Annotated in this window: 23 protein-coding genes and 1 pseudogene; 9 read left to right on the top strand and 15 right to left on the bottom strand. The window is 71.7% G+C overall.

Translation table 11 applies throughout. From position 1 onward, the window contains the following. Positions 1 to 2 precede the first annotated feature (2 nt). Positions 3 to 1463, bottom strand: a complete 1461-nt coding sequence (locus tag B072_RS0131435) for an MFS transporter (protein WP_234018960.1) — start codon at positions 1461 to 1463, stop codon at positions 3 to 5. Then, a complete protein-coding gene (locus tag B072_RS0131440; protein WP_018533941.1) occupies positions 1460 to 2662 on the bottom strand; it encodes a M20 metallopeptidase family protein in 1203 nt (400 codons plus the stop codon). The genes B072_RS0131435 and B072_RS0131440 overlap by 4 nt, the downstream gene beginning before the upstream one ends. Positions 2663 to 2785: 123 nt before the next feature. On the opposite strand from B072_RS0131440, the gene B072_RS0131445 reads away from it, so the two are divergent. Further along, positions 2786 to 3823, top strand: a complete 1038-nt coding sequence (locus tag B072_RS0131445) for an Lrp/AsnC family transcriptional regulator (protein ID WP_018533942.1) — start codon at positions 2786 to 2788, stop codon at positions 3821 to 3823. A gap of 28 nt (positions 3824 to 3851) precedes the next feature. Here B072_RS0131445 and glgC read toward each other — a convergent pair whose 3' ends face one another. Next, positions 3852 to 5069, bottom strand: a complete 1218-nt coding sequence (gene glgC, locus B072_RS0131450; protein ID WP_043245048.1) for a glucose-1-phosphate adenylyltransferase — start codon at positions 5067 to 5069, stop codon at positions 3852 to 3854. Positions 5070 to 5096: 27 nt separating this feature from the next. Continuing rightward, positions 5097 to 6254 (bottom strand): glycogen synthase, encoded by a 1158-nt coding sequence (glgA, locus tag B072_RS0131455; RefSeq protein ID WP_018533944.1) that lies wholly within the window; start codon positions 6252 to 6254, stop codon positions 5097 to 5099. A 311-nt stretch (positions 6255 to 6565) separates the two neighbouring features. Here glgA and B072_RS0131460 point away from each other — a divergent pair, with 311 nt between their 5' ends. Beyond that, entirely contained in the window at positions 6566 to 7561 is a 996-nt protein-coding gene (locus B072_RS0131460) for a DMT family transporter (protein WP_018533945.1), read from the top strand. Positions 7562 to 7580: 19 nt separating this feature from the next. Here the strand turns inward: B072_RS0131460 and B072_RS0131465 are convergent, their stop codons facing one another. Then, positions 7581 to 8768 carry a transglycosylase family protein gene (locus B072_RS0131465; RefSeq protein WP_018533946.1) on the bottom strand — a complete coding sequence of 396 codons (1188 nt, stop codon included), beginning with the start codon at positions 8766 to 8768 and terminating at the stop codon, positions 7581 to 7583. Between the two features lie 107 nt (positions 8769 to 8875). Next, complete coding sequence (locus B072_RS0131470) at positions 8876 to 9847, bottom strand: acetylxylan esterase (RefSeq protein ID WP_018533947.1); 972 nt, start codon at positions 9845 to 9847, stop codon at positions 8876 to 8878. A gap of 129 nt (positions 9848 to 9976) precedes the next feature. Here B072_RS0131470 and gndA point away from each other — a divergent pair, with 129 nt between their 5' ends. Then, positions 9977 to 11416 (top strand): NADP-dependent phosphogluconate dehydrogenase, encoded by a 1440-nt coding sequence (gene gndA / locus B072_RS0131475; protein ID WP_018533948.1) that lies wholly within the window; start codon positions 9977 to 9979, stop codon positions 11414 to 11416. A gap of 397 nt (positions 11417 to 11813) precedes the next feature. Here the strand turns inward: gndA and B072_RS0131480 are convergent, their stop codons facing one another. The 5 genes from B072_RS0131480 to B072_RS0131500 form a co-directional block, all read right to left on the bottom strand. Then, the gene (locus tag B072_RS0131480) at positions 11814 to 12245 is read right to left on the bottom strand and encodes a nitroreductase family deazaflavin-dependent oxidoreductase (protein ID WP_018533949.1); all 432 of its coding nucleotides are present in this window, start codon (positions 12243 to 12245) and stop codon (positions 11814 to 11816) included. Positions 12246 to 12309: 64 nt separating this feature from the next. Continuing rightward, the gene (locus tag B072_RS0131485; RefSeq protein WP_018533950.1) at positions 12310 to 12966 is read right to left on the bottom strand and encodes an aspartate/glutamate racemase family protein; all 657 of its coding nucleotides are present in this window, start codon (positions 12964 to 12966) and stop codon (positions 12310 to 12312) included. A gap of 53 nt (positions 12967 to 13019) precedes the next feature. After that, a complete protein-coding gene (locus B072_RS0131490) occupies positions 13020 to 13373 on the bottom strand; it encodes a GNAT family N-acetyltransferase (RefSeq protein WP_018533951.1) in 354 nt (117 codons plus the stop codon). A gap of 33 nt (positions 13374 to 13406) precedes the next feature. Further along, positions 13407 to 13829, bottom strand: a complete 423-nt coding sequence (gene panD / locus B072_RS0131495) for an aspartate 1-decarboxylase (protein ID WP_018533952.1) — start codon at positions 13827 to 13829, stop codon at positions 13407 to 13409. 347 nt (positions 13830 to 14176) lie between these two features. Continuing rightward, positions 14177 to 15229 carry a LacI family DNA-binding transcriptional regulator gene (locus B072_RS0131500; RefSeq protein WP_018533953.1) on the bottom strand — a complete coding sequence of 351 codons (1053 nt, stop codon included), beginning with the start codon at positions 15227 to 15229 and terminating at the stop codon, positions 14177 to 14179. Between the two features lie 179 nt (positions 15230 to 15408). Between B072_RS0131500 and B072_RS0131505 the strand changes: the two genes are divergently transcribed. Both B072_RS0131505 and B072_RS0131510 read left to right on the top strand, forming a co-directional pair. Continuing rightward, entirely contained in the window at positions 15409 to 16887 is a 1479-nt protein-coding gene (locus tag B072_RS0131505) for an argininosuccinate lyase (protein WP_018533954.1), read from the top strand. A gap of 85 nt (positions 16888 to 16972) precedes the next feature. After that, positions 16973 to 18292, top strand: coding sequence for an MFS transporter (locus B072_RS0131510; protein ID WP_026246499.1), 1320 nt, complete (start codon positions 16973 to 16975; stop codon positions 18290 to 18292). A 171-nt stretch (positions 18293 to 18463) separates the two neighbouring features. Here B072_RS0131510 and B072_RS0131515 read toward each other — a convergent pair whose 3' ends face one another. Next, entirely contained in the window at positions 18464 to 18796 is a 333-nt protein-coding gene (locus tag B072_RS0131515) for a hypothetical protein (protein WP_234018969.1), read from the bottom strand. 39 nt (positions 18797 to 18835) lie between these two features. Here B072_RS0131515 and B072_RS47495 point away from each other — a divergent pair. Further along, positions 18836 to 19400 (top strand): annotated as a pseudogene (locus B072_RS47495) (IS5 family transposase); the annotation flags it as partial. Between the two features lie 343 nt (positions 19401 to 19743). After that, on the top strand, positions 19744 to 20112 hold the full coding sequence (locus B072_RS0131525; RefSeq protein WP_018533958.1) for a hypothetical protein: 369 nt from the start codon (positions 19744 to 19746) through the stop codon (positions 20110 to 20112). A gap of 4 nt (positions 20113 to 20116) precedes the next feature. Here the strand turns inward: B072_RS0131525 and B072_RS0131530 are convergent, their stop codons facing one another. Next, complete coding sequence (locus tag B072_RS0131530) at positions 20117 to 21229, bottom strand: hypothetical protein (protein WP_018533959.1); 1113 nt, start codon at positions 21227 to 21229, stop codon at positions 20117 to 20119. Between the two features lie 85 nt (positions 21230 to 21314). Here B072_RS0131530 and B072_RS0131535 point away from each other — a divergent pair, with 85 nt between their 5' ends. Then, positions 21315 to 22187, top strand: coding sequence for a YhjD/YihY/BrkB family envelope integrity protein (locus B072_RS0131535; protein ID WP_234018961.1), 873 nt, complete (start codon positions 21315 to 21317; stop codon positions 22185 to 22187). Here the strand turns inward: B072_RS0131535 and B072_RS44525 are convergent. Further along, on the bottom strand, positions 22179 to 23639 hold the full coding sequence (locus tag B072_RS44525; RefSeq protein WP_018533961.1) for a DUF2252 domain-containing protein: 1461 nt from the start codon (positions 23637 to 23639) through the stop codon (positions 22179 to 22181). The two genes, B072_RS0131535 and B072_RS44525, sit on opposite strands and share 9 nt — an antisense overlap. Positions 23640 to 23800: 161 nt before the next feature. Here B072_RS44525 and B072_RS0131545 point away from each other — a divergent pair, with 161 nt between their 5' ends. Beyond that, complete coding sequence (locus B072_RS0131545; protein ID WP_018533962.1) at positions 23801 to 25114, top strand: diacylglycerol/lipid kinase family protein; 1314 nt, start codon at positions 23801 to 23803, stop codon at positions 25112 to 25114. A gap of 21 nt (positions 25115 to 25135) precedes the next feature. On the opposite strand, the gene B072_RS0131550 is transcribed toward B072_RS0131545, so the two are convergent. Next, positions 25136 to 25600, bottom strand: coding sequence for a DUF7144 family membrane protein (locus B072_RS0131550; protein WP_018533963.1), 465 nt, complete (start codon positions 25598 to 25600; stop codon positions 25136 to 25138). Between the last annotated feature and the right edge of the window lie 58 nt (positions 25601 to 25658).

Genomic DNA, 25658 nt, shown 5'->3' on the forward strand with positions numbered 1-25658 from the left:
GGTTAGCCAGGGCCGTCCGGAATTGATCCCGCCGGGGCGCCGAGGTTGGACACCTGTGACCTGGACTCCTTCCCGCCGAGGGCGAGTTGGAGCAGTACGGCGAGCGCGCAGACCGCTCCACCCACCGCCCAGACGGTCACATAGGCGGCCAGGGCCGGTGTGTCCGTGGTGCCGATGACCACGGAGCCGAGGACGACCGAGAAGGCGGCGCCGCCGACGCTGCCGCCGAGCGTCTTGAGGTTGTTGTAGACGGCGGTGGCGCTCGCGGTGCGGTCGGCCGCGCTCTCCTCCACGATCACGGTGGGCAGCCCGCCGAGCGCGAGCCCGCAGCCGACGCCGACCAGGGCGCCCGCGACGGCGAACGGCAGGAGCGCGGAGTGCAGCGCGATCTGACCCACGTACCCCGCGGTGAGCAGCGCGAAGGCGAGCAACAGCAGCCGCCGGTATCCGACGCGGACGGCGAACGCCGCGCACAGCGCGGAGCCCGCGAACGCCATGATGTTGGGTATGACGCCGTACAGGCTGATCTGCCAGGCCGCGAGGCCGAACCCGTACCCCTCGTCGGCCGGTGAGGCGGCCATGAAGGTGACGGCGACGGTCTGCCCGCCGAACATCACGGCGCCGAGCACGAACCCGCAGGCGTAGTACAGGGCGCTGTCCCGCCGGGCGAGGGCGCGGACGTCCACCAGGGCGTACGGGCGGGCGAGTTGGAGCCGGGCCCAGCCGTACAGGAGCACGGCGCAGAGCAGCAGTCCGCCGAGGGTGGGCGCGGACAGCCAGCCCCAGGACGGCCCGCGCGCGACGGTGCCGAGCAGGGTGACCAGGGCGACGGCGAGCAGGGCGGCGCCGGACCAGTCCATCCTGCCGCTCGCCCGGGTGCGGGACTCGGGTATCGCGGTCCAGGACAGGGCCGCGCAGCCGATGGCGAGCACGGCGAGGGCGATCAGCGTGGGGCGCAGCTCGCCGAGCAGGCTGAGCAGGGGCCCGACGAGGGCGTGCCCGAGGACGGTGCCGAGGGTGAGCGTGCCGACCAGCAGTCCGACGGCCCTGCGTCCGCCGTCGACGCTGAGCCGGTCCCGTACCAGACCGATCTCCAGGGGCAGGAGGGCCGCGAGGGGGCCCATCAGGGCGCGGCCCAGCAGCAGCACGCCCAGGTTCGGGGCGAAGGCGACGAGGACCGTGCCGACGGCGATCACGACGAGGGCGACACGGATGAGCCGTCGTTGTCCGTACAGGTCGCCGAGGCGGCCGAAGGCCGGGACACTGACCGCGGCGGCCAGGTACTGGACGGTGGTGAACCACTGGGCCTGGCCCGTGCCGATGCCCTGCCAGTCCCGGATCTCCGGCACGATCGGCACGGCGGCGCCCTGCAGAAACCCGCTGACCAGCTCGAAGGCCACGAGCAGCCCGACAACGGCACGCACCTCGCCCCTGCCTGTCGTGGCGGCGCCCGTGGCGCTCACGCGGCTGCCCCCTGCGCGAGGCGCCGCTCGGCGAGCGCGGTGAGCAGGGCGGCCTGGCGGGCGAGGACCGTGTCGTCGAAGACGGCCAGCGGGGAGTGGTTCATCGGGGCGTGCGCGACGTCGGCGCCCTCGGGTGCGGCGCCGACCATGAGCATCGCGCCGGGCACGCGCCGCAGCACGAACGCGAAGTCCTCGGAGCCGTTGGACGCGTTGGGTGCCTGCCAGACCTGGTCCTCGCCGAACAGGTCGCGGGCGGTCTCGAGCGCGAGGGCGGTCTCGTCCGGAGCGTTGACCGTCACCGGGTACATCACGTCGTACGTCACCTCGGCCTCGATGCCGTGTGCCTCGGCGATGCCGCGCACCAGCCGGGGCAGTCCCTCGATGAGGCGTTCGTGGGCGGTCTCGGAGTAACTGCGCACGGTGGCCTTGAAGGTGGCGGTCTCCGGGATGACGTTCTGCGTGGTGCCGGCGTGGAAGGTGCCGACGGTGACGACAGCCGGGTCGAAGAGGTCGAAGCGGCGGGTCACCCAGGTCTGGATCGCGGTGACGATCTCGCAGGCGACCGGGATCGGGTCCTTGGCGCTGTACGGGGTGGAACCGTGGCCGCCCTTGCCGCGCACGGTCACGCTCAGCTGGTCGGAGGCGGAGGTGACGGTGCCCGGGCGGGTGGCGACCCAGCCGCCGGGCAGCGTGTTCGCGGCGACATGCAGCGCGTACGCGGCGTCGAGGGGCTTTCCGGCGGCGTCGAGCACGCCCTCCTCGATCATCGCGCTCGCGCCGTTGTGGCCCTCCTCCCCCGGCTGGAACATGAACACCACGTCCCCGTGCAGCTGTTCGCGCCGTTCGGAGAGCAGGGTCGCCGCGCCGACGAGCCCGGCGGTGTGCAGGTCGTGGCCGCAGGCGTGCATGGCGCCCGGAACCCGGGACGCGTAGTCCACGCCGCTCCGCTCGGTGACGGGCAGCGCGTCCATGTCGCCGCGCAGCAGCACCGCGCCGCCGGACCGCCCGCCGCGCAGCACCGCGGTGACGGAGCTCAGGCCCTTGCCGAGGGTGATCTCCAGGGGCAGTCCGTCGAGCGCGGCGAGGACCTTCTCCTGGGTGCGGGGCAGGTCGAGACCGAGTTCGGGGTCCTGGTGCAGGGCGCGGCGCAGCCGGACGAGTGCGGGCTGGAGTTCCTGGGCGCGTTCGATGAGCGGCATGCGGGACGAACCTCCTGATACGGGCCGGCGGGCGGCGGGGAGACGCGAGGAATGGCGTCAGGGTGCGGCCCTGACGCAGGATGGGGATCCGAATCGCAGGGATTACGCAGGAGAGAAGCTGTAGTGCAGGAATTCGGCAGACCCGCGCTCGACGACCTGGACCAGGCCCTGGTGCACGCCCTGCAGATCGCGCCGCGGGCCGGGTGGGCCCGGATCGGCGCGGCGGTCGGGGTGGATCCGGTGACGGTGGCCCGGCGCTGGAGCCGGTTGACGCGGACGGGCTCCGCCTGGATCGGCTGCCATCCGGCGCCGGCCGTCGCCGAGGCCGGCCAGGGGTGTCTGGCGTTCGTCGAGGTCGACTGCGCGAACGGCCGCCTGGCCGAGGTCGGCCGCACGCTCATGGCGGACCCGCACGTCATCACCGTCGAGCACGTCAGCGGCGGCCGCGACCTGCTGCTGACGGTCCTCGCGCCCCGCCTGTCGGCGCTGACCCACTGGGTGACTCACCGGCTCGGCGGACTCACCGGCATCGTCACCACCCGCACCCACCTGGCGAGCACGGTGTACACGGAGGGCAGCCGGTGGCGGCTGCGCGCCCTGGGCGGCGAGCAGATCGCCCGGCTCGCCGACTCCGCGGCGCCCCGCGCGGACACGCCCGTCTTCGAACTCACCGACCTCGACCACGCGTTGTTCGCCGCGCTGTCCGTGGACGGCAGGGCGAGCCACAAGGCGCTGGCCGAGCGATGCGGGACCAGCCCGGACACCGTGCGCCGCCGGGTGAACCGCCTTCTCTCCTCAGGGATGGCACAGGTCCGCTGCGAGGTGGCCAGGCCCCTGTCGGAGTGGCCGGTCTCGTTGATCCTGTGGGGCCGGGTCGCGCCCGCCGATCTGCGGCCGGTCTCCGAACAGGTCGCGGGCGCGCGCGAGGTGCGCCTGTGCGCGGGCGTGATCGGCCGCCACAACCTCAAGGTGGTCGCCTGGGTCCGCTCGCTCGACGACGCGCAGCGCTTCGAGGTCCGGCTCGCCGAGCGCGTGCCCGCGCTCACCGTCGTCGACCGGGCGGTGGCCCTGTGGCCCATGAAGCTGAACGGACATCTGCTCGACGAGCGCGGCTACCGCACGGGCGCGGTGCCGATCGACGTCAGAGCCGTGGCTCCCTAGGTCGTGTGCGTCCCGAAGGGCTCGGTGCTCAGCGCACCGACTGCCCCTTGCCGAGCGCGATCACGCCGCCCTTGGAGACGGTGTACAGGTCGGTGTCGCGGCCCGGGTTGACGCCGATGGTCGCCCCGGCCGGGACCTCCACGTTCTTGTCGAGGACGGCGCCGCGCACCACCGCGCCCCGGCCGACCCGGACGTTGTCGTGCAGGACCGAACCCTGGACGACGGCGCCGTCCTCGATCGTCACCCCGGGCGAGAGCACGGAGCGGGTGACCTGGCCGCGGATGACGCAGCCCGGGCTGACGATCGACTCGCTCGCGATGCCCGCCGCGCAGAACTTGGCGGGCGGCAGCTGCCCGGCGTGCGTGTAGATCGGCCAGCGCCGGTTGTCCAGGTTGAACGCCGGGGCGTCGGAGATCAGGTCCATGTGTGCTTCGTAGTACGAGTCGAGGGTGCCGACGTCGCGCCAGTAGCCGTGGTCGCGCTCCGTCTCGCCGGGGACGTGGTTGTCGTCGAAGTCGTAGACCTGGGCGACGCCGCGCTCGGTGAGCTGCGGCAGGATCGAACCGCCCATGTCGTGCGCGGAGTCGTCGTCCTCGGCGTCCTGCTGGAGAGCATCGATCAGGGTTTTCGTGGTGAAGAGGTAGTTCCCCATGGAGGCGAAGACCTGGTTCGGGGAGCCGGGCAGCGCCGGCGGGTCGGTCGGCTTCTCCAGGAACGCCTCCACGCGGGTGCCGTCCCGGGCGGGCGTGATGATGCCGAACTGGGACGCCTCCGCGCGCGGGACGCGGATCCCGGCGACGGTGACGCCCGCGCCGGACTCGATGTGCTGGGTGAGCATCTGGCGCGGGTCCATGCGGTAGACGTGGTCGGCGCCGAACACCGCGATGAAGTCGGGCTGTTCGTCGTGGACCAGGTTAAGGGACTGCAGGATCGCGTCGGCGCTGCCGGAGAACCAGCGCGGCCCCAGGCGTTGCTGGGCGGGGACGGGGGTGACGTAGTTTCCGAGCAGGCTCGACATCCGCCAGGTCGTCGACACGTGCCGGTCCAGCGAGTGCGACTTGTACTGCGTCAGGACGCAGATGCGCAGGATGTCGGCGTTGACGAGATTGGACAGCACGAAGTCGACGAGGCGGTACATGCCGCCGAACGTCACCGCGGGTTTCGCCCGGTCCGCGGTCAGCGGCATCAGCCGCTTGCCCTCCCCTCCCGCCAGTACGATCCCGAGCACCGAAGGTCCACCGCGCATGGCCAGCCCCCTCTTGTCCCCTGTGTGTCACGTGCCGCTGAGGATCTCCTGGTACAGGTCGGCGGTGCGCCGGGCCACGGCGTCCCAGCCGAACTCGGCGGCCGCCCGCTCCCGCCCGGCCGCGCCCATCCGGCGCGCCGCGTCCGGGTCGGCGACCACGGTGTTCAGCGCCTCGGCGAGACCCGACTCGAAGCCCTCCGGGTCCGCCTCCGCGTACGGGACGAGCAGACCGGTCTCGCCGTGCGCCACCACCTCGGGGATGCCGCCGACCTCGGAGGCGACGACGGCGGTACCGCAGGCCATCGCCTCCAGGTTGACGATGCCGAGCGGCTCGTACACGGACGGGCAGACGAACACCGAGGCGTGGCCGAGGAGTTGGACGACCTCGGAGCGCGGCAGCATCGTGGGGATCCAGCACACCCCGTCCCGCGTCCGCTTCAGCTCGTCCACCAGCTCCCGGAACTCCCGGCCGATCTCGGGGGTGTCCGGCGCGCCCGCGCACAGCACCAGCTGCACGCCCTTCGTCAACTCCCGTGCGGCGCGCAGCAGATGGGGCACGCCCTTCTGCCGGGTGATACGGCCGACGAAGAGCACGTACGGGCGTTCCGGGTCGACGCCGAAGCGGCGCAGCACGTCGGTGCCGGGGTCGGAGCGGTAGAGCGAGACGTCGATGCCGTTGTGCACGACGCGGACCCGCTTGGGCTCGAGGGCCGGATAGCAGGCGAGGATGTCGTCGCGCATCGCCCGGGACACGGCGATCACGCCGTCCGCGGCCTCGATCGCGGTGCGCTCCGCCCACGCCGACAGGGCGTAGCCGCCGCCGAGTTGCTCGGCCTTCCAGGGGCGCAGCGGTTCGAGGGAGTGGGCGGTCAGCACGTGCGGGATGCCGAGGTGGAGCGACGCGAGATGACCCGCGAGGTTCGTGTACCAGGTGTGCGAGTGGACGAGGTCGCGGCCTTCGAGTGCGGCGGCCATGGAGAGGTCCACGGAGAGGGTGCGCAGCGCGTCGTTCGCCCCGTCCAGGGCCGGCCAGGCGCGGTGCCTGCGCACTCCGTCGCCCGCGCCCTCGCCCCAGGTGTGCACCTCCAGGTCGACGAGCGGCCTGAGCTCCCGCGCCAGGAACTCGACGTGGACCCCCGCGCCGCCGTAGACGTCCGGCGGGTACTCCCGGCTGAGCAGTCCCACTCGCACGCGCGGCCCCCGTCGTCGGTCGGCAACACTGCTGAAAGGTCGCAAGCGCACCCGCACTGTCGTTCCCGTGCTGCTTGTTCGCGAGGCGCGTCCCATGGTCACCCATGAACGGCTCCGCGCGAAAGAGTGCGGGCACGGTCAGTAGTCCCACGGGCACCCGTCCTGGGGATGACTCAGGAGTCGGCGTACTCCATCGGTAGTAGGACCCAATGCCTGCTCAGGTCGGACGACACGGAGGCGTGCGCGCGAGATCGTAGAGGTATGACAACCGACCGCCTGCCGCGCCGCATCCCCAGGAGCACCTCATGAGTGCCCTGGCGCTGTCCGTGCTGCTCTCCCTCGTCTCCGCGGTGGCCTACGCGGGCGGGGCGATCGTGCAGGAGCGGGTGGCCGAGAGCTCCCCGTCCGCGGCGTACGCGCCGCTGCGCAGGCCCGCCTGGTGGGGTGCCGGGTGTCTGAACGGGTTGGGCGCGCTGCTGCACGTCATCGCGCTGGCCTACGGGCCGCTCAGCCTCGTGCAGCCGCTCGGGGCGCTGACGATCGTGCTCGCGCTGCCGATGGCGGCCCTGCTCGTGGGGCGTCGGGCAGGGGCCACCGCCTGGCGCGGGGCGATCATGGCGACGGCCGGCCTGGCGGGCCTGCTCGCGCTGACCGGCACGCCGTCCGAGCAGTCCCTGGACGGCCCGGAGCGGCTTCTCGTCGGCCTGATCACGGCCGGTGGCGTGCTGGTCCTGATGACGTCGGCGCGGGCCGCGCACCGGCACCCGGTGGTGCGCGCGGTGCTGCTCGCCGTCGCGGCGGGCGGCGCGTTCGGCATGGCGTCGGTGTTCACGAAGTCGGTGGCCGTGGACTGGTCCGGCGAGCCGATGGAACAGCTCGCCACCCTGCTGGCGATCGCGGGGCTCGCCATGACCGGCATGCTGCTGTCGCAGGCCTCCTACCGGGGGGCGGGACTCGCCGCGCCGCTGGCGACCGCGACGGTCGTGAACCCGGTGGCCGCGGCGGCCGTCGGCCTCACCCTCTTCGGCGAGACGTTCCGGCACGGCACGATCGGCACGGTCCTGGCGCTCGGCTGCGGGGTCGTCGCCGCGGGCGGTCTGATACTGCTGACGACCGAGCGCATCGGCCGGGAGCACGCGACGGAGGCTCCCCAGGTCGTCGCGCAGAACCTGCCGGAGAGCGCGCCCGCGCCGCAGGACACCCCGACGGTGCCGGACAGCCCCGCCGCGCTGGACGGCCTGCCGCGTCAGCCGAAGACGCGACGCGACAGGCTCAATCCGTACGAGGACGTCTCGTCCTGACGCCCGGATCCTCCTGTACTCAGATCCGTACGCCGTGGGCCCGCAGATACGCGAGCGGGTCGACGTCGCTGCCGAAGCCGGGCCCGGTCCGCACCTCGAAGTGCAGATGCGGGCCCGTGCTGTTGCCCGTGGACCCCGAGCGGGCGATGCGCTGTCCGGCCACCACGCGCTGCCCGCTGCGCACGGTGAGCGCGGAGAGGTGGCCGTACTGGCTGTACTTGCCGTCGGCGTGCCGGATCACGACTTCGTAGCCGTACGAGCCGCCCCAGCCGGCCGAGACGACCGTGCCCGCCGAGACGGCCTTGACCGACGTGCCCGTGGGCACCGCGAAGTCGACGCCCGTGTGGTAGCCCTTCGACCAGGAGGAACCGGCCGCGTGGTAGGGCGTGCCGAGGGAGGCGGAGACGGGCGCGACGACGCCGCCCGCGGCCTTCTTGGCGACATCGGTCTTCTTCGGCTCGGCCTTCTTGGGCTGGGTCTTCCTCGGCTCGGACTTCTTGGGTTCGGCCTTCTTGACCGCGGTCTTCTTGGCGTCGGCCCTCTTCGGCTCGCTCTTCTTCGGCGCGCTGCCGCCCTGGCCCGGCACGGTCAGCCGCTGTCCCGGAACGATCAGGTCCGGGTCGCCGCCGACGGTCGTCCGGTTCGCCGCGTACAGCCGGGCCCAGCCCCCGCCCACCTTGCGGGACTCCGCGATGCCGGACAGGGTGTCGCCGCTGACCACCGTGTACATCTCCGCGCGGCCCTTGGCCGCCGTCGACTGCGGGGTGATCTCGGGTTTGACGTCCTTGACGTCCTTGACTTCCCTGACCGTACGGACGGGCGTGGCCGGGGTACGGGTCAGTCCCGCCCGCTGCGAGCAGACCGGCCAGGCGCCGGGGCCCTGGCCCGCGAGGACCTTCTCCGCGACGGCGATCTGCTGGTCCTTGGTGGCGAGGTCGGCACGCGAGGCGTAGGCACCACCGCCGTACGCGGCCCAGGTGGAGGCGGTGAACTGGAGGCCGCCGTAGAAGCCGTTCCCGGTGTTGATGCTCCAGTTGTTGCTGGACTCGCACGCGGCGACCTTGTTCCAGGTGCCGACGTCCGCGGCCTGCGCGGCGCCCGCGCCGATCAGCGGGATCGCCATACCGGCGCCGCCGACCGTCACGGTGAGCGAGGCCCGGTTGACCCGGCTCGGCTGATACCGGCGGTGCCGGCCGCGTAACGCCATGAACGCCCCCTTAGTTGCCCGGGATCCCCACAGGCACACGTAGGAGCCGCAAAGTAGCCGCTCCTACGCACGCGTGACAAGGGTGCCGCAAGCCACCTTGGCTGCTTTTAGCCCCTCAAGTGCCCCGGAATCCAGCGAAGCTGCACCGCCTGCTGGAAGGCGCCGCCGCCCTCGTGGTCGTTGAAGGCGTACACCTCCATCGACCGCTCCGCACCTGCCCAGTGGTTGTACGCCGCGAACACCGTCGACGGCGGGCAGGTCAGGTCCTCCAGGGCGACGGAGAACAGACCGGGCGCGGTGGCGCGGGCCGCGAAGTTCATGCCGTCGAAGTAGGAGAGCGTCCGGAAGACGCGCTCGTCCTCGCCGATGTGCGTCTTGAGGTACATGGCGATCTCGCGGTACGGGTGACGGTCGGTGAGCGTGGCCGCGCGCCCGAAGTGGCACAGGAACGGCACGTCGGGGGCGGCCGCCAACAGGTCGGGGACGAGGCCCGCGACGGCGATCGTGATGCCGCCGCCCTGGCTGCCACCGGTCACGGCGACCCGCGAGGCGTCGATCAGGGGGTGCGAGCGGGCGGCCTCGACGGCGCGCACGGCGTCGGTGTAGACGCGGCGGTAGAAGTAGTCGTGCGGGTCCTGGACGCCGCGCGTCATGAAGCCCGCGACCGACGGGGCGCTGCCCACCGGGTCGTGCGTGTCGCCGACGCTGCCGCCGCTGCCCTGGCCGCGGGTGTCCATCACGAAGTGCGCGAACCCCGCGGCGGCCCACTGCAGGTGGGTGTGGGGCAGGCCGCGGCCGCCGTTGTAGCCGATGTACTGGACGACGGCCGGAATCGGCTCGTTCGTGCCCGCGGGCAGGATCAGCCAGCCCTTGACCGGGTGCCCGCCGAAGCCGGCGAACGTGACGTCGAAGACGTCGACGGCCGTGTACGGCACGTCCACGGGCTCGAAGCGCGCGTCGAGGTCGTACTGCCTCGCCTCTCCGAGCGTCTTGTCCCAGAAGGCGTCAAAGTCGTCGGGGGCCGTCGACGCGGGCTTGTAGGCACGCAGTTCGTCGAGCGACAGGTCGAAATGAGGCACGCACGGCTCCAGGGTCGTAAAGGTAGAAAGTGCGGACGGCACGTCGTGTGGGGGACGATCGACACGCTACGCCGTACGACGCCACAACTGAACAAGATCTTTCAATTTCCCAATCCAGGAGCGACAGGCATGAGCACTACCGCCCAGATCGGTGTCACCGGGCTCGCTGTCATGGGGCGCAACCTCGCCCGCAACTTCGCCCGCAACGGATACACCGTCGCCCTCCACAACCGCACCGCGTCCCGGACGCACCAGCTGGTCGAGGAGTTCGGCGAGGAAGGCATCTTCGTCCCGACCGACTCGGCCGAGGAGTTCGTGGCCGCGCTGGAGCGCCCGCGTCGGCTGGTCATCATGGTGAAGGCGGGTGAGCCGACGGACGCCGTGATCAAGGAGTTCGCGCCGCTGCTCGAGGCCGGAGACATGATCATCGACGGCGGCAACGCCCACTTCGCGGACACCCGCCGCCGCGAGAAGGAACTCCGCGAGCAGGGCATCCACTTCGTCGGCACCGGCATCTCGGGAGGCGAGGAGGGCGCGCTGCACGGACCGAGCATCATGCCCGGCGGCAGCGTCGAGTCGTACGCCGCGCTCGGCCCGATGCTGGAGCGGATCTCCGCGAAGGCCGGCGCCTGCGCCCCCTGCGTCACGCACGTCGGCCCGGACGGTGCGGGCCACTTCGTGAAGATGGTGCACAACGGCATCGAGTACGCCGACATGCAACTCATCGGCGAGGCCTACCAGTTGCTGCGCGACGTCGCCGGCTACTCCCCCGAGAAGATCGCCGAGATCTTCCGCACGTGGAACGAGGGCCGGCTCGACTCGTACCTGATCGACATCACGGCGGACGTGCTGTCCCACGTCGACGCGGCCACGGACCAGCCGTTCGTGGACATCGTGCAGGACCAGGCCGAGCAGAAGGGCACCGGCCGCTGGACGGTGCAGATCGCGCTCGACCTCGGGGTTCCCGTCTCGGGCATCGCGGAGGCGGTGTTCGCGCGTTCCCTGTCCGGGCACGCCGAACTGCGCGCCGCCTCCCGGCACTTGGCGGGGCCGAAGGCGACAGCGCTGAGCGAGTCGGAGGCCGCGGCCTTCGCCGACCGCGTCGAACAGGCGTTGTACGCCTCGAAGATCGTGTCGTACACCCAGGGCTTCCACGAGATCGCCGCGGGCAGCGAGACGTACGACTGGAACATCGACTCGGCCGCGGTGGCCCGGATCTGGCGCGGCGGCTGCATCATCCGCGCGGCCTTCCTCGACCGGATCACGGCGGCCTACGAGGCCGAGCCGGAACTGGTCAGCCTGCTCTCCGACAAGGGCTTCGCGGACGAGATCGCGGCGGCCCAGGACGACTGGCGTGCCGTCCTGGTCGCCGCGACCACGCAGGGTGTGCCCACGCCGGGCTTCGCGGCGGCGCTCGCGTACTACGACGCGCTGCGCGCCGAGCGCCTGCCGGCCGCGCTCACGCAGGGCCAGCGGGACTTCTTCGGCGCGCACACCTATCGGCGCACCGACCGCGAGGGCTCGTTCCACACGCTCTGGGGCGGTGACCGCTCCGAGGTGGACGCCTGAGCCACCCGGGGTGCGTCACAGGGAGTGAGTCACCCGGGTTGAGTCACACGGGTGAGGGCTCGGGCTCCGGCGGTGTCGGGTCGGGGTCCGGGGTCGGGCCCGGCGGGACCGGTGACGGCGAGGGCTCCGGCACGGGCCGGGGCTGCGGCGTCGGGAACGGATCCGGGAGCGGCGCCGGATCCGGCCGGTCCGGTCCCGGGCCCGGACTCGGTCCGGGGCCCGGGGTGGGGCCCGGCGGGACGGGGTCGGGGAACGGGTGGGTCATGGTGGTGCCTCCAGCGGTTCGGAGGGATTTCCTGTTCACTCCCGCCCGGTGGCGGAGGTGAACTTCCACTGTCTCCCTCGGCGCGTGCCCACGCCCGCCGAGTCCACGCGTCCCGTCAGCCGTCCGTACGCATCAGCCGTCCGTACGTACGAGCCGCACGACCGGGATGTCGCGGCTGGTCTTCTTCTGGTAGTCGGCGTAGCGCGGGAACAGCTCGACGAGCGAGTCCCACACCCGGGCCTTGTCCTCGGGCGTCAGGGTCTCGGCCCGCGCCGTGAACCGCTCGGTGCCGACGCGCAGCCGCACGTCCGGGTTGGCCTCGATGTTCAGGTACCACAGGGGGTGCTGGTCAGAGCCGCCGTACGACGCCACGATCAGCAGGTCGTCGCCGTCGCGGCCGTGGATGAGAACGGTACGGCGCCACTGCCCCGACTTGCGGCCCTGGTAGTCGAGAAGCAGGCAGGGAACGCCCTGCATGGTGGTGCCCTTCGTGCCGCCGGACTCCTCGTAGATGCGGGCCTGGTCGGCGACCCATCCGGTGGGGCTGATGACGACGTCGGTCATGGCGGATCCTCGTCCCTCGACTGCGGTGCGGACAACTGCTGCGGTGCGGACAATTCCCTTCAACCTAAGCGCTCCGGGTCCGCGCGCATTCCTCTGCGGCGGCCGCGAGTCCGGTACGGGGGCTGGAGAACACCGGGACCGTGGTGCGGGTGCGTCCGGCGGCATCGGCCAGGGAGGCCTGGGCGAGGACGATCGCGTCGGCTTCGTCACCGGTGAGGCCGTCGAGGGCGGCGGCGACCCGGTCGAGGTAGGTCTCGCGGTCACCGGCGAGGAACAGGTCCCAGACGTCCTCGACCAGCACGGTGCGCACGTCGGCGGGGCGGCCCGCGCGGGCGGCCTCCTCCTCGACCAGGGCGGCGGTCGGGCCGAGCGTACTGTGGGTGGTGGCGACCACGACGACGCGCGGCCCCTCGGCGACGGCCAGCGCCGCCATCGGCCGGTCCACCCGCAGCACCGGCACGCCGGCCTCGGCGGACAGTTCCTCGGCGATGCCGCCGATGCTGGAGCAGGTGCACAGCACGACGTCGGCGCCGTCGGCGACCGCCGCCTTCAGGAGCGTACGGACATCGTCGGTGACGGAGTCCGGCCCCGCGGCACGGGCCCGCTCCAGCAGTTCCTCGCGGACGACGTGGCCCAGGGCGAGGCCGGGGTGGTCGGTGTCCCGCAGGGCGTCGAACACGGGGACATGGACGGGCGAGGTGTGCAGGAGCGCCAGGTTCATGCCAGGCACCCTACTCACCCGTCACGCACCCGCCACTCCCCCGTGAGCGCAGGTCACCACTGGTGCGGATCGGCCTCCACGGCCGCCTTGGCGGCGGCGATCAGCTCATCGCCGACCGCCGGCGCCTCGCCCGGATGCCGGGCGGCCCACCGCACGACGAACGGGCACAGCGGCGCGACCGCCATCGCCTCCCGGGCGGCGATGGCGTACAGCTCACGGGCGAGCGATCCCGCGATGCCCTTCCCCTCGTGCTCCGGCTCCACGACGGTGTGCACCGGCACGAGGGCGCGCCGCGGCTCGTCGAGGACCAAGTACTGGAGGTATCCGGCGACTTCACCGTCGGCGCCGCCGACGCGGGCGCGCAGGAAGCCCGCGTCACGGTCGTCGTGGATCTCTGTGTCGCTCATGGTGACCACTCCCCGGGTCTCGCGGGTCCGGCCTCAGTGCGCGGGCACAGCCTGCGGGCTGCGCAGTTGACCGCCGCCGGGGGCCGGTTCCGACGGGTCCGCGCCGAGCGCCGCGATCCTGTTGTCCCGGTCCACGTGCACGACCCTGGGCCGCAGCGAACGCGCCTCGGCGTCGTCGACCTGAGCGTAACTGATGATGATCACCAGGTCGCCTGGGTGCACGAGATGGGCCGCCGCCCCGTTGATCCCGATGACGCCGGATCCGCGCTCGCCCTCGATGACGTACGTCTCGAGACGGGCCCCGTTGTCGATGTCGACGATGTGCACGAGCTCGCCGGGCAGCAGGTCGGCGGCGTCGAGCAGGTCCGCGTCGATGGTGACCGAGCCGACGTAGTGCAGGTCGGCCTGGGTGACGGTGGCGCGATGGATCTTGGACTTGAACATGGTGCGCAACATCGAGGTACTCCCACAAATAGGCTCCCTGCCTGCATTTTTGCAGGTCAAGTGCTCCTCGCTCAGGCTACAACCAGTCCCACCTCTGGGCAGGCTTCCTCAGGCTTTGCTGGACTCATGCTGAGTCGATGCTGACTTATCCGACGGCGTGTGAGTTCAGGAGTTCACCCTTCACACAGGTCGGCCCCCGACAACGCGCACGCTCAGGCAGATTTGAAGACAGGCCCTAGCCGTATTGATCACGAGCGTTGTTAACACTCGCCGACCTGAACCTGGACGACGAGGCCCTGAGCTGGTCCTGTCCGGCAATGCACGACGGATCTTCAACCACTGACCGTGCCGCGCAGCGGTCAGCGCGTGGTCAGAGGCGTCGTCCCGGCCGCGAGCTCGTCCGCCGGGATCTCACCGGAGCCGCGAGCGACGAGGCGGCTTGGCAAGGTCAGTGTCCTTGGGGCGAGGCCCGGTTCGGCAAGGCGGGTCACTGCCAGGCGTGCGGCCTGCCGGCCGACGTCCTGGGGGTCACGGACGATCGCCGAGATGCCGAGGCCCGCGGACACTTCGGTCTCGTCCAAGCCGATGAAGGCGAACGGAGCGGCGCCGGCCAGCCGTTCGAGGAGGACGCCGGTGCTGATGCCCAGGTTGAGGGCGAGAACGGCAGTCGGCGGATGGGGCCGGCGCAGCATGGCCCGCAGCGCGGTACGGGCCTGCTCCGAGGTCGCCAGTTCGCTCACCACGAGTTCCGGGTCCTCCTCGACGGCCCCGCTGCCGGCCAGGCCGCGGCGGAAGCCTTCGAGTCTGCGGCGCGCCGGAAAGGTGGCACTGCGGCCCGCGAGTGCGGCGATGCGCCGGTGCCCGAGGCCGATCAGCCGCTCCGTGGCCTCCTGGACGGCCCCGTCGTCGTCGGTGGTCACCAGGTCGGCCGACAGGCCGGCCGTCGGGCGGCCCACCATGACCACCGGCGTGCCGAAGGTGTGCTCCGGGGTCAGGTGGTCGCGTGCGTCGCTGTCCGGCATCACCAGTAGCGCACTGACCCGCCGGTCGATCAGGGCGCGAACCACCTCCGGCTCGCGGGCGGGATCCTCGTCGGTCGAGGCGATGATCATCTGGAGTCCGGCGCGGCGCAGTTCACGCTCGGCGCCGGCGGCGACACCCGCCTGGAAGACGTTGGTGAAGCCGCTGGTCACGAGGCCGACCGCGCCGTCGCGCCGACCGTCGCGCAGCCCCTGGGCCATGGGGTTGGGGGTGTAGCCGAGTTCTTTGACCGCCGCCATGACACGGTCCCGGGTGGCTTCCTCGACCCGCGGTGAGTGCTGCAGCGTGCGCGTGACGGTGGCCGTGCTCACCCCTGCCGCCCGGGCGACCTCTCGCAGGGTGACCCTCCGCGCTGCGCGCTCGTCCGGCATGTCTCTCCTCCTGGCGCGGCGGTCGTGCGTCCGCCCGGCCTGGTCACGGTTACCTGCGGGTGCTCCCAATGTAAACGTTGACATGGAGGTGCCGGTATCCAATACTCCGCGTGTCAACGTTTACATGGCCATGTTGACGTTTACATAACGGCAATGGCGCCATGGAGGGAGCAGAAATCGTGAGTCCCACCCTCACTGAAGCCCGGCTCGGCAGCGGACCCGCCCGGGAGCTCGTCGACCACGTGAACGCCGTCGAGCTGGACGACGAGACCGCAGCCGTTGCGCACTACGTCCGCATGGACCTCGCCCACACCCTGATGCTCACCCAGGAGGGCATCTTCCGGAAGCAGCAGGGCGCGGCCATCACCGCGGCCCTGCTCCGGCTGCTCGACACGGATCCGCGGACGCTCCTGGCCGGCGACCCTGCGATCGGCACGCTCGGCCTGCAGATCGAGCGCTACCTCGAGGAGCAGTGCGGCCCGTCCGGGCTCGACATTCAGCGGGCGCGCAGCCGGATCGACCAGAAGTCCACCGGCATCCGCCTGGCCGACCGGGAAGCCCTGCTGCACACCATGGACGCCATGCTGCGCCTCGGCGAGGCACTGCTGGCCGCCGCCGAGCGCCACGACGCGGTCCTCGCCCCCGGCTATACGCATCTTCAGCACGCCCAACCGACCACGCTGGGCCACTACTTCAACGCCCAGTACTGGCCGGTGTCCCGCGCGCTGGACCGCACGATCCACGCCCTGCGCCGGCTCGACGAATGCCCGCTGGGCGGGGCGGCGCACAGCGGCACGTCGTGGCCGATCAACAGAGAGACCACCGCCTCCTACCTCGGCTTCGCCAGGCCCGTGCGCAACGCCCGGGACGCCGGGCTGTCCGCACAGGACGGCGGCGCCGAGATCGCGGCCGTGCTCGGCCTGTCCCTGGCCGGTGCGGCCCGCTGCGCGTCCGACCTCTTCTACTGGTCCAGTTCCGAAGTCGGCCTGGTCCGGCTCTCTTCCGCACTGTGCGGCACGTCGAGCATGATGCCGCAGAAGCGCAACCCCATCGTCCTGGAGCGGATCCGAGGACTGGCCGGTGAGGCCGCGGGCTGGACCGCGAGCCAGCTGGGCACGCTCCACTCCGCCACGTCCACCGACGCCGACCAGGCCTATGTCCACAACCGCATCCCCGGGTACTGCCGGGAGAGCGCCGGCGCGTTCGACCTCCTCGCCGAGGCCGTCACGACTCTCGAGGTCGACGCGGAGGCACTGCGCGCCTCGGCGGGACGCCACTGGTCCACCGCCAGCGCACTCGCCGACGACCTGGTCCGCACCCGCGGGCTGAGCTTCCGGCAGGCCCACGAGACGGTCGCCCGGTACATCGCCGCACAGGAGACGAACACCTCGGCACAGCCGCGGGATCCGGCGCCCGGAGAGCTGGCCGATTACACCCCCGAGGACCTGGCACGGATCCTCGACGCGGCCGCCTTCGTGGAGACCCGCACCAGCCAGGGCGGCACATCGGCGGCACGCCGCAAGGAACTGGCCCACGAAGCCGAACTCGACCTGGACCGGCACCGCCGCACCGGAGCGGATCTGCACGCCAGGGTCGTGGAAGCGGACACCCGTCTCCTGCGCGATGCCGCCGCACTCGCGGCCACACACCACATCTGAGCGCCCGCCTCCACACCAGCCGCGCCCCGTCCGTACCCGCAAGGCAAGTCACCCCTGCTCACCCTGACGACAATGGAGTCGCCCCATGACTTCTCCACACGCCGCCGCTCCGGAAGCGGACGCTCACCAGACGCCCGCCGAGGCCATGCCGGAACGGTCCCTCCGGCTCACCGGCCAGCCGGTCGGCACCACCTTCATCAGCCTGTACGTCCTGGCCATCATCGGCCTGTGGCTGGCCGTGCTCCCGCCCACCGCGGTCGCCCTGTCACTGCGCGTCGCCGAACTGGACCCCGAGCACAAGAGCTCCTCCCTGGCCCTGGTCACCGGCGTGGGCGCGATCTTCGCCCTGGTGGCCAACCCCGTCTGCGGAAGGCTCAGCGACGCGTCGGCCTCGCGCTTCGGACGGCGCCGGCCATTCATGGTCGGCGGCATCCTGCTCGCCACCCTCGCCCTGGTCGTGGTCGGCACCGCGCCGAACATCCCCACCATGCTGGCGGGTTGGTGCGTCCTGCAGATCGGTGTCAATGCCGCCCTCGCCGCGCTGATCGCGGTGCTGCCCGACCGCATTCCCGAACACCGGCGCGGCCGCGTCTCCGGGCTGATGGGCATGACCAACCAGGTGGCCACGGTCGCCGGCACGTTCCTGATCCAGCTCACCGGCACGCACGGCCTGGGAATGTTCCTGGTCCCGGCCCTCATCGGCGTCGTCCTGGTAGTGGTCTTCGCCTGCCACCTGCGCGAGGTGCCGCAGAGCCGCGCGGAACGCCGAGCGCTGTCCTGGGCGGACATCCCGCGCAGCATGTGGATCAACCCCCTGCGTCACACCGACTTCGCCTGGGCGTTCCTCAGCCGCTTTTTGGTGTGGACCGGCAAGGCGTTCCTGCTGACGTACAAGACGTACTTCCTGATGGACCATCTGGGATACGACGCCGACGACGCGGCGCGCATCCTGAGCTGGACGATGCTGCTGCTGGCCATCGCCATCGTGGTGGGCAGCAATGTCGCCGGCTGGCTGTCCGACCTGCTGGGGCGCCGCAAGGTCTTCATCGGCGTCGCGGCACTGCTGTTCGCCGCCGGCATGGTCGTCATCGCCTTCAGCAACTCGGTGACCGGCTTCCTCGTCGGTGTGGGCGTCTCCGGGATCGGACAGGGCGTCTACGTCGGTATCGACTACGCCCTGGTCGCCTCCGTCCTCCCGGACAGCAAGAGCGAAGCCGCCAAGGGGATGGGCTTGTTCAACATCGCCAATGCTCTGCCGCAGAGCGTCGCCCCGGCCGTCGCTCCCGTCTTCCTCGCCATCGGAGGAGCGGGCGGTGAGGACAACTACACGGCGCTGTATCTGGCTGCCGCGGCCTTCGCCCTCCTCGGGGCCTTCGCCGTCCGATTCGTCCGTGGCGCCCGGTGAACTCTTCGATGTGCTGCGGAAACCTGGCGATCGCCCGGTGGCATCTGCCGGCGGGTGTGGCACCCGCGACGAAAGCGAAACCGATCATTCCGCTGGAGAACGTCGTCCCGCCGAGACCGACCACCTTGGTGGTGCAAACTTCCATGGGTGTGGTTCGCGCTATGGGAGCCGTCAGACGTGCCAGTCCAGCTGTGGTTCGGGGATTCCGATGGAGCGCCCGTGTGCCTGTGCTGCTTGGCGGCCTTCGACTTGACCGCGTGGGTATCGAAAGGTCTTGCTGCTGAAGACCACGAACGTCTCTCCAGGGGTGTGGAAGTCGACGTACCAGCCGCCCGTCGGAGCGAGGCAGGTGGCCAGGTCTTGGGCAAGACGTTCGGCGTCGGCCACCGGGGCGGTGAAGTACAGGAGAGTCCATTGCCGTGACTGGTCACCGGACGCGGTGGCCACTTCGATCCGCGCAATCTTGCTGACCTGCAGTGGGATCCCGCTCAGCTCGGCTCCCACGCGCAGACTCTCGGCGATAAGTACACCCTCAAGCACCCGGTACGGGCCAAGATCCACCGCCTGGTCCTGGACGAACTCGGCGCCCAGGGAGGGCTGGACTGGTCGCGGTGTGCGATCGACTCCGTCGGTGTCCGGGCCCTCAAAGGGGGCTGCTGACGGGACCGAATCCGACCGACCGCGGCAAGAGGGGATCGAAAATCCACCTCATCGTCGACCGGCAGGGCCTGCCCCTGTCGATCGGCATCTCCGCAGCCACCTCCACGACAGCCAGGCCCTCATCCCACTGGTCCGTGGCATCCCGCCCATCCGCTCCCGTCGCGGCCCGCGACGCAGACGGCCGGGGAAACTGCACGGAGACAAGGGCTACGACTACCGCCGCCTGCGGCGATGGCTGGCATCCCGCGGCATCCGGCACCGCCTCGCCCGCAAGGGCATCGAGTCGTCCCAGCACCTGGGACGACACCGCTGGGTCGTGGAGCGGACCGTGTCCTGGCTGTCCGGCTGCCGACGCCTGCACCGCCGCAACGAGCGCGAGCCAGAACACTTCCTGGCCCTCACTGCCATCGCCGCACCTCTCATATGTCACCGCGGACCGGCCAAGTGAAATGGCGTCTCAGGCACGGTCCGCCGTCACCGGGAGGCAGCCGACGCCGCCCTCGACGTGCGCCACTGTCCGTCCGCAAGCCGTCGAAAGCGGCGCGGAGGACTCACGGCCTGCGGTAGGCCGACCCTGAGCGGGCAGTGCACCGTTCTGAGCACCTGCGCAACCTGCGCGGACCGACCGACTTCACCATCACCTGCTCATGCCGCGCGAGCGTCACGGCCCCGGCCGATGGCGACCTGTCGGTGAACTCACAGCCCGCCGCGGACCTCGACTTTCTTACTTACTGGTAAGTAAGATCGCCCCTCGTTCGCCGACTTGTCGCCGACTCTCCCTGGAGGACCCGTTGCGCCGCGCACGTTCTCACCAGCTCCTCGCCGGACTGCTCGCCGGGGCGGGGGTCACGCATGTCCTGCTGCCGAAGCCGTTCGACGCGATGGTGCCGCGCTCGCTTCCGGGTTCGCCGCGCGCCTGGACCTACGCGAGCGCCGCCGTGGAGCTGGCGCTCGCGGCGGGGGTCGCACTGCCGCGGACCCGGGCCCGCGCGGCCAACGCCACGGCCGCGTTCTTCGTCGCCGTCGTGCCCGCCAACATCAAGATGGCCGCGGACTGGAACGACAAGCCCGCCCCGCTCAGGAACGCGGCCCTGGCCCGGGTGCCGCTCCAGGTCCCACTGGTCCTGTGGGCACGCAAGGTCGGGCGGGACGCCGCCTGACGACTCAGGCCCCGTCCTCGGTGCCGGGCGCTTCCGCCCAGCGGCGCAGCGTCTGGTCCCGCTCGTCGTACGTGATCCAGGTGCCGTCCCCCAAGGCGCGTGCGTAGCCCTGGTTCGGGCCGGTGGGATAGCCGACCGGGCCGCGGAGGCGCAGGGTGGCGGCGTCGAGGAGCCAGTGGCGGGCCCGGTCGGAACCGTCGGCCGACTCGACCGTGGACGCGATGACGGTTCCGGCGTCGACGAACCCGGCGAAGTAGTCCCAGTAAAGGTCGTCCTCCTCGTACCCGTCCGTGCTGTCCGCGCCGTTCTCGCTCTCCGGCGCCGACGGTTCCGCCTCGGCCAGGACCGTCCCGTCCAGGGCGTGCAGCCGAAGGTCCGAGCCGTAGTGCTGGATCGTCAGGAAGCCGGGGTGCGCCTCGTGGACGTCGGCCAGGATGCGGTCCATGTCCTCGTTCACGTCCCAGGCGGTGAGCTTCTCCCCGTCCCAGCGGGCCCAGTGGAGGAGGATTCCGTCCTGGCCCAAGCCGATGCACAGGCCCATGTGCCGGCCGTCGGGGTGGGCGAGTTGATGTGAGCCGGCGGCCGCGCTGTCCAGGGCGAGCCGGGCCAGCTCGTGGCCGTCACGGGCGTCGAGGACGAGCCAGGCCTCCTGCCGCACGGCCTTGTCGGAACCGAGCGCCACATGGGCCCAGACAAGCCGGCCGTCGTCGGATATCCGGCAGGAGCCGTGCTCCAGGCCGTCGCACACCTGCTGGTCGTCGCCGGTGTGCGGATGGCCGAGGAGCGACCCCCAGCAGCCGTGCCGGTGCTCCCACAGCGTCTCGCCGCTCGCGCTCACCGCGCGGACCGCCCGCTGGCCGGAGAACACCGCGAACGAACCGTCGGGGCTCACCGAGTCCACGCCTCTGTCCCAGGAGGGCCAGGGCAGCGGGAAGACGGCGCTCGGGGCGCTCTCACCGGCGAAGAGGTCTTCCAGGGCGTGGACCTCCAGCTCGTGCCCGTTGCGCAGCAGGGCGCAGGGGGCCAGTGCGGCGGTTCTCTCGAACGGAGCGCCGTTGATCAGTGCGACGCCGCCCGGCAGCCTTGCCGAGGCACGGAGTTGTGCGGTGATCGACATGGGTTGAAGGTAACTCCCCGCACCGACAACGCCTCTGGCCGAGCGCGCCACGTCGCCCGTCCCGGGTGGCGCGAAGGTGCTCGGCGTGTCGCACGGTGCTCGGCAGGAGTGCGACCTGCCACGAGAGGACACCGTCATGGCGATCGTCGAGGCCGCCCGGTCCTTCGTGGCCCGCAGCACCCACCAGCTGATCCGGGTCACCGTGCTCGACATGGCGACCCGGCTCGCCGCCCAGGCGTTCCTGGCCGCGCTGCCGATGCTGATCGCCGTCGCCTCGTTCTGCCCGCCGCCGGTGCGGCGCGAGATCCGGCAGTCGCTGCGCGTCCTGGTGGGGTCGGGAGGTCCCGTGGTGGCGGACGTCAGTGCGTTGACGAACGGCGACGACAGCTCCCTGCACAACTGGGGTGCGACGGGCGTCCTGGTGGCCCTGGTGTCGGCGACCTCGTTCACCCGGGCCCTGCAGCGGATGTGCGAGCGCGCCTGGGAACTGCCGCGCGCCAGTGTGCGGTTGGTGGCGTGGCGCTGGGCGGCGTGGCTGCTGGTGTGGATCGTGATGCTGGTGCTCCAGGGCGTCCTGCACCGGGCGTTCGGGGTGGGGCCCGCGCTCGGGGTGCCGTTGCAGGCGGTGGCCGCGGTGCTGATGTGGTGGTGGACGCAGCATCTGCTGCTGGTCGGGCGGGTCCCGTGGCCGCCGCTGCTGCCCGGCGCGGTGCTGACCGGTGGCGGCGCGGTCGCGTTCGGCGTCGCGTCCGGGCTGTGGCTGCCGCGGGCGCTGCGGATGAGCGAGCAGCGGTACGGGGCGCTCGGCTCGGTGTTCACCGTGCTGTCGTGGCTGATCGTCTACTTCACCGTGGTGGTGAGCGGCGTCGCGATCGGCCGGGTCCTGGCGCAGGAGGAGTTCCTGCGCCGGTGGCTCGGTGACGCCGCACCGGCCCGGGAGACACCCGGGTCACCCTGACTCGGCGCGCACCCTGCCCTCCTTCACCGCCGCCGCGAGCGCCGCGAAGTCCTCCTCGTTCTGATCCGCGTACGCCTCCGCGAACCGGGCGACGGCCCGGTCGAAGGTGTCGGAGCGGCCCAGATAGGCGGCGATCGCGATGCGGTCCCCGGAGCGGGCGTGTGCGCGGGCGAGGGTGACACCGCAGGTGCGGCCGAACAGGCGCATCACGTCCGGGGTCATCAGGTCGGCCTGCGGGATGGCCTTCCAGTCCCGCAACTGCCTGATGTAGAAGTCGCGTTGCTGCCCGTCGATGCCTTCGGCGCGCTCCCAGCCGAGGAACATGTCGCCGGCCGCCTGCATGAGCCGCTGGCCCGCGACGACCCGCTCGCCCTGGTTGGTGTGGGCCGCGGCCCCGGCGAACGGGGCGAGGACGGACGGCTGCGCCTCCTTCGCCTGGAGCATCAGCGGATCGCGCGCGTCACGGCCGAGCAGCAGGATCACCCAGCACCGGGTGCCGACGCTGCCCACGCCGACGGCCTTGCGTGCCATGTCGACGACCCGGTACTGGCCGAGCAGCGCCCGCCGGTCGGCGGGCAGGGACACGGCGTACCGCTCGACCAGTTCGCGGAGCTGGTCCTCCAGGTGCTTGCGCTCGACACCCGGCAGCAGCATGTCGAGCGGGGTGACCAGCGGTGGATCGGGCGTGATGCGCAGCTCGCCGTCGACGACCCGGGCCATCCTGTCCAGGGCCTGGAGGTGGTCGCGGGTGCGGGCCTTGCTGAGCGCGGCGGACATCCGGCGCCGGGTGCGCGCGTCGAGGCGGGTGGAGAGCGTCGCGAACAGCTCGTCGGCCTCGATGTGCGCGTACCAGACGTCGAGGGTACGCATCGTGGCGAAGTCGGCCATCGCCTTGCGGTACGCGGCGACGGTCGCGCACACCACACGGGTGCGCTGCGCCGGGTTGAAGCCGTTGCCGCGCCCGGCGATGACCATGCTGGCGGCGAGGCGTTTGACGTCCCACTCCCACGGGCCCGGCAGCGTCTCGTCGAAGTCGTTGATGTCGAACATCAGGCTCCGCTCCGGTGACGCGAGCAGCCGGAAGTTCAACAGGTGTGCGTCACCGCACAGTTGGGCCCGCAGACCGGTGGCCGGGGTGTGCGCGAGGTCGTTGGCCATGACGGCGGCGGCGCCGCGGTAGAACCGGAACGGGGACTCCGTCATGCGCCCGTAGCGCAGCGGCACCAGCTCGGACAGCCGGCTCGCGGACTGCCGCTCGATCACCTCGACGGGGTCGGGGCGGTCGTCCGCGGGCACGAACTCGCCGTGGGCGGAGCGGGGGACGCGGGAGCGGGCGGCCCTGCCGCGGCTCGCCCGTTCCTTCGGGGTGGCTCGGTCGCGGGTGACCGCGGTCGGGTCGTGCGAAGTGGGGTCGTGTGCGGTCGTGTCGGTGTCGTTCCGGCTCTCGTTCATGGCGTGCTCCCTCCCGGCTGCCGGTGCCCGGCGCCCGCCGGTGGTGAGGAGACTGGGTGAGGCGGGCGTCGTCGGCGTCACCCCGGCCGTGTGAAGTCGTGCGGCCAAGTCGCCTGTCAGGGGTGAGGACCGTCCGGTGGTCCGGCCGCAGACTTCCCGACATGGAATCGAAGATCGCGGGACTTCAGGGGCGGCGCTGGCTGTCCCGTGCGTGTCTGGTCTCCGCCGCCGCCGCGGTGCTGGTGCTCGGTGTGTTCGCCGGACTGCGCACCTTCGCCCTGCTCGGTGTGGGGCTCGCGGGTCTGGTGCTCACGATCGTGGCCGTGTGGTGGGTCCTCAGCCGGCACGGTGTGCTGCGGTATCTGGCCCTGCTGCTCGCGGTCGCCGCGCCGGTCTGGGTCCTGGTGGCGTACGCGCGGGCCGAACTGCTGTGGGTGGTGCTGGTGTCGGGGGCGCTGTGGCTGTTCGCGGCGGGCACCGGGCGTGCCGCGCTCGCGCGGGGGGCGGCCCCGGCCGGCCCCGCCGAACGTCCGGCGCCGGAGTTCCACCGCGCCGTACTGATCATGAACCCCCGGTCCGGGGGCGGGAAGGTGGACCGGTTCGGGCTGCGCGAGCGGGCCGACGCGCTCGGCGCCGAGGTGGTCCTGCTGGGGACGACGGGCGAGACGGACGTCGGAGCGCTGGCCCGCGCGTGCGCCGCGCGGGGCGCCGATCTCCTGGGCGTCGCGGGCGGTGACGGCACCCAGGCCCTGGTCGCGGAGGTCGCCGCCGAGCTGGGCCTGCCGTTCCTGGTGATCCCCGCGGGCACCCGCAATCACTTCGCCCTCGACCTCGGCCTGGACCGCGACGACCCGGCCAAGGCGCTGGACGCGCTGCGCGACGGGGTGGAACTGCGGGTGGATCTCGGCCGCGCGGGCGGCCGCCCGTTCGTCAACAACGTCTCGTTCGGCGCGTACGCGGAGGTCGTGCAGAGCCCGGCCTACCGGGACGGCAAGACCCGCACCACCCTGGAACTGCTGCCCGATCTGCTTCTGGGCCAGAGCGGCGCCCGGCTGACGGCGCTCGCCGGGGAGCACACCTTCGCGGACCCGCAGGCCCTGCTCGTCAGCAACAACCCTTACGGCGAGCGCGACATCGCGGGCCTGGGGCGGCGCACCCGCATCGACGGCGGTGTCCTCGGCTGCGTGGGCGTCCGCGTCACCAGCGCCGCCCAGGCCGCGGGCCTGCTGCGGGGCAGCCGGTCCGCGGGGCTCACCCGCGCGCAGGCGGCCACGGTCGTCGTCGACGCGGACCAGAAGGAACTCCCGGTCGGCATCGACGGCGAGGCGGTACGGCTGCCGGTGCCCGTGCACTGCGAGGTCAGGCCCGGAGCGCTGCGTGTGGTCGTGCCCCGGCGGCGGCCGGGCGTCTACCGCGAACGCCCGGCGCTCGACTGGCGCACGATCTGCAGGCTCGGCCTGACGAGCGGGAGTTGACCGCGCCCCGCCGGCCCGCGGCTACATCGGCGCTCCGTAGACCTTGTGCGCCTCACGGTGTCCGTACGTCACCAGCGACCAGATCACCAGGACGTCGAGGAAGATGATGATCGCCGACCACACCGGGTGGTACGGGGTGAAGAAGAAGTTCTCCATCGCGCTCAGACCGGCGACGACGATACCGACGACGCGTGCCCAGGTGCGGCCGCTGAACAGGCTGATCGCCGCCACGAGCATCACCACTCCGGTGATCATCTCGACCCAGCCGCGGCCGTTGACGTCGAAGTCGAACGCGTAGTCGTTCTGCGCCTGGTAGTAGTTCTCGTTCAGGATCGCGGAGAGACCCGCGATCGCGTGGAACCCGCCGACGATGCCGAGGATGCACACGGCGAAGACGACTCCGCCGAGCGACATCACACTGACGTGGGGCTCCGGTTCGGGTGCGCCGGACCGCGGGGTCCGGTCCGGTGGGGCCTGACCGGCCATGTCGCATCCCTCCTCTTCTTCTCCTCGCGGAGTCCGCGACGGGTGCGCCGGGAATCCT

This window comes from Streptomyces sp. HmicA12, from assembly GCF_000373565.1.
GTDB lineage: Bacteria > Actinomycetota > Actinomycetes > Streptomycetales > Streptomycetaceae > Streptomyces.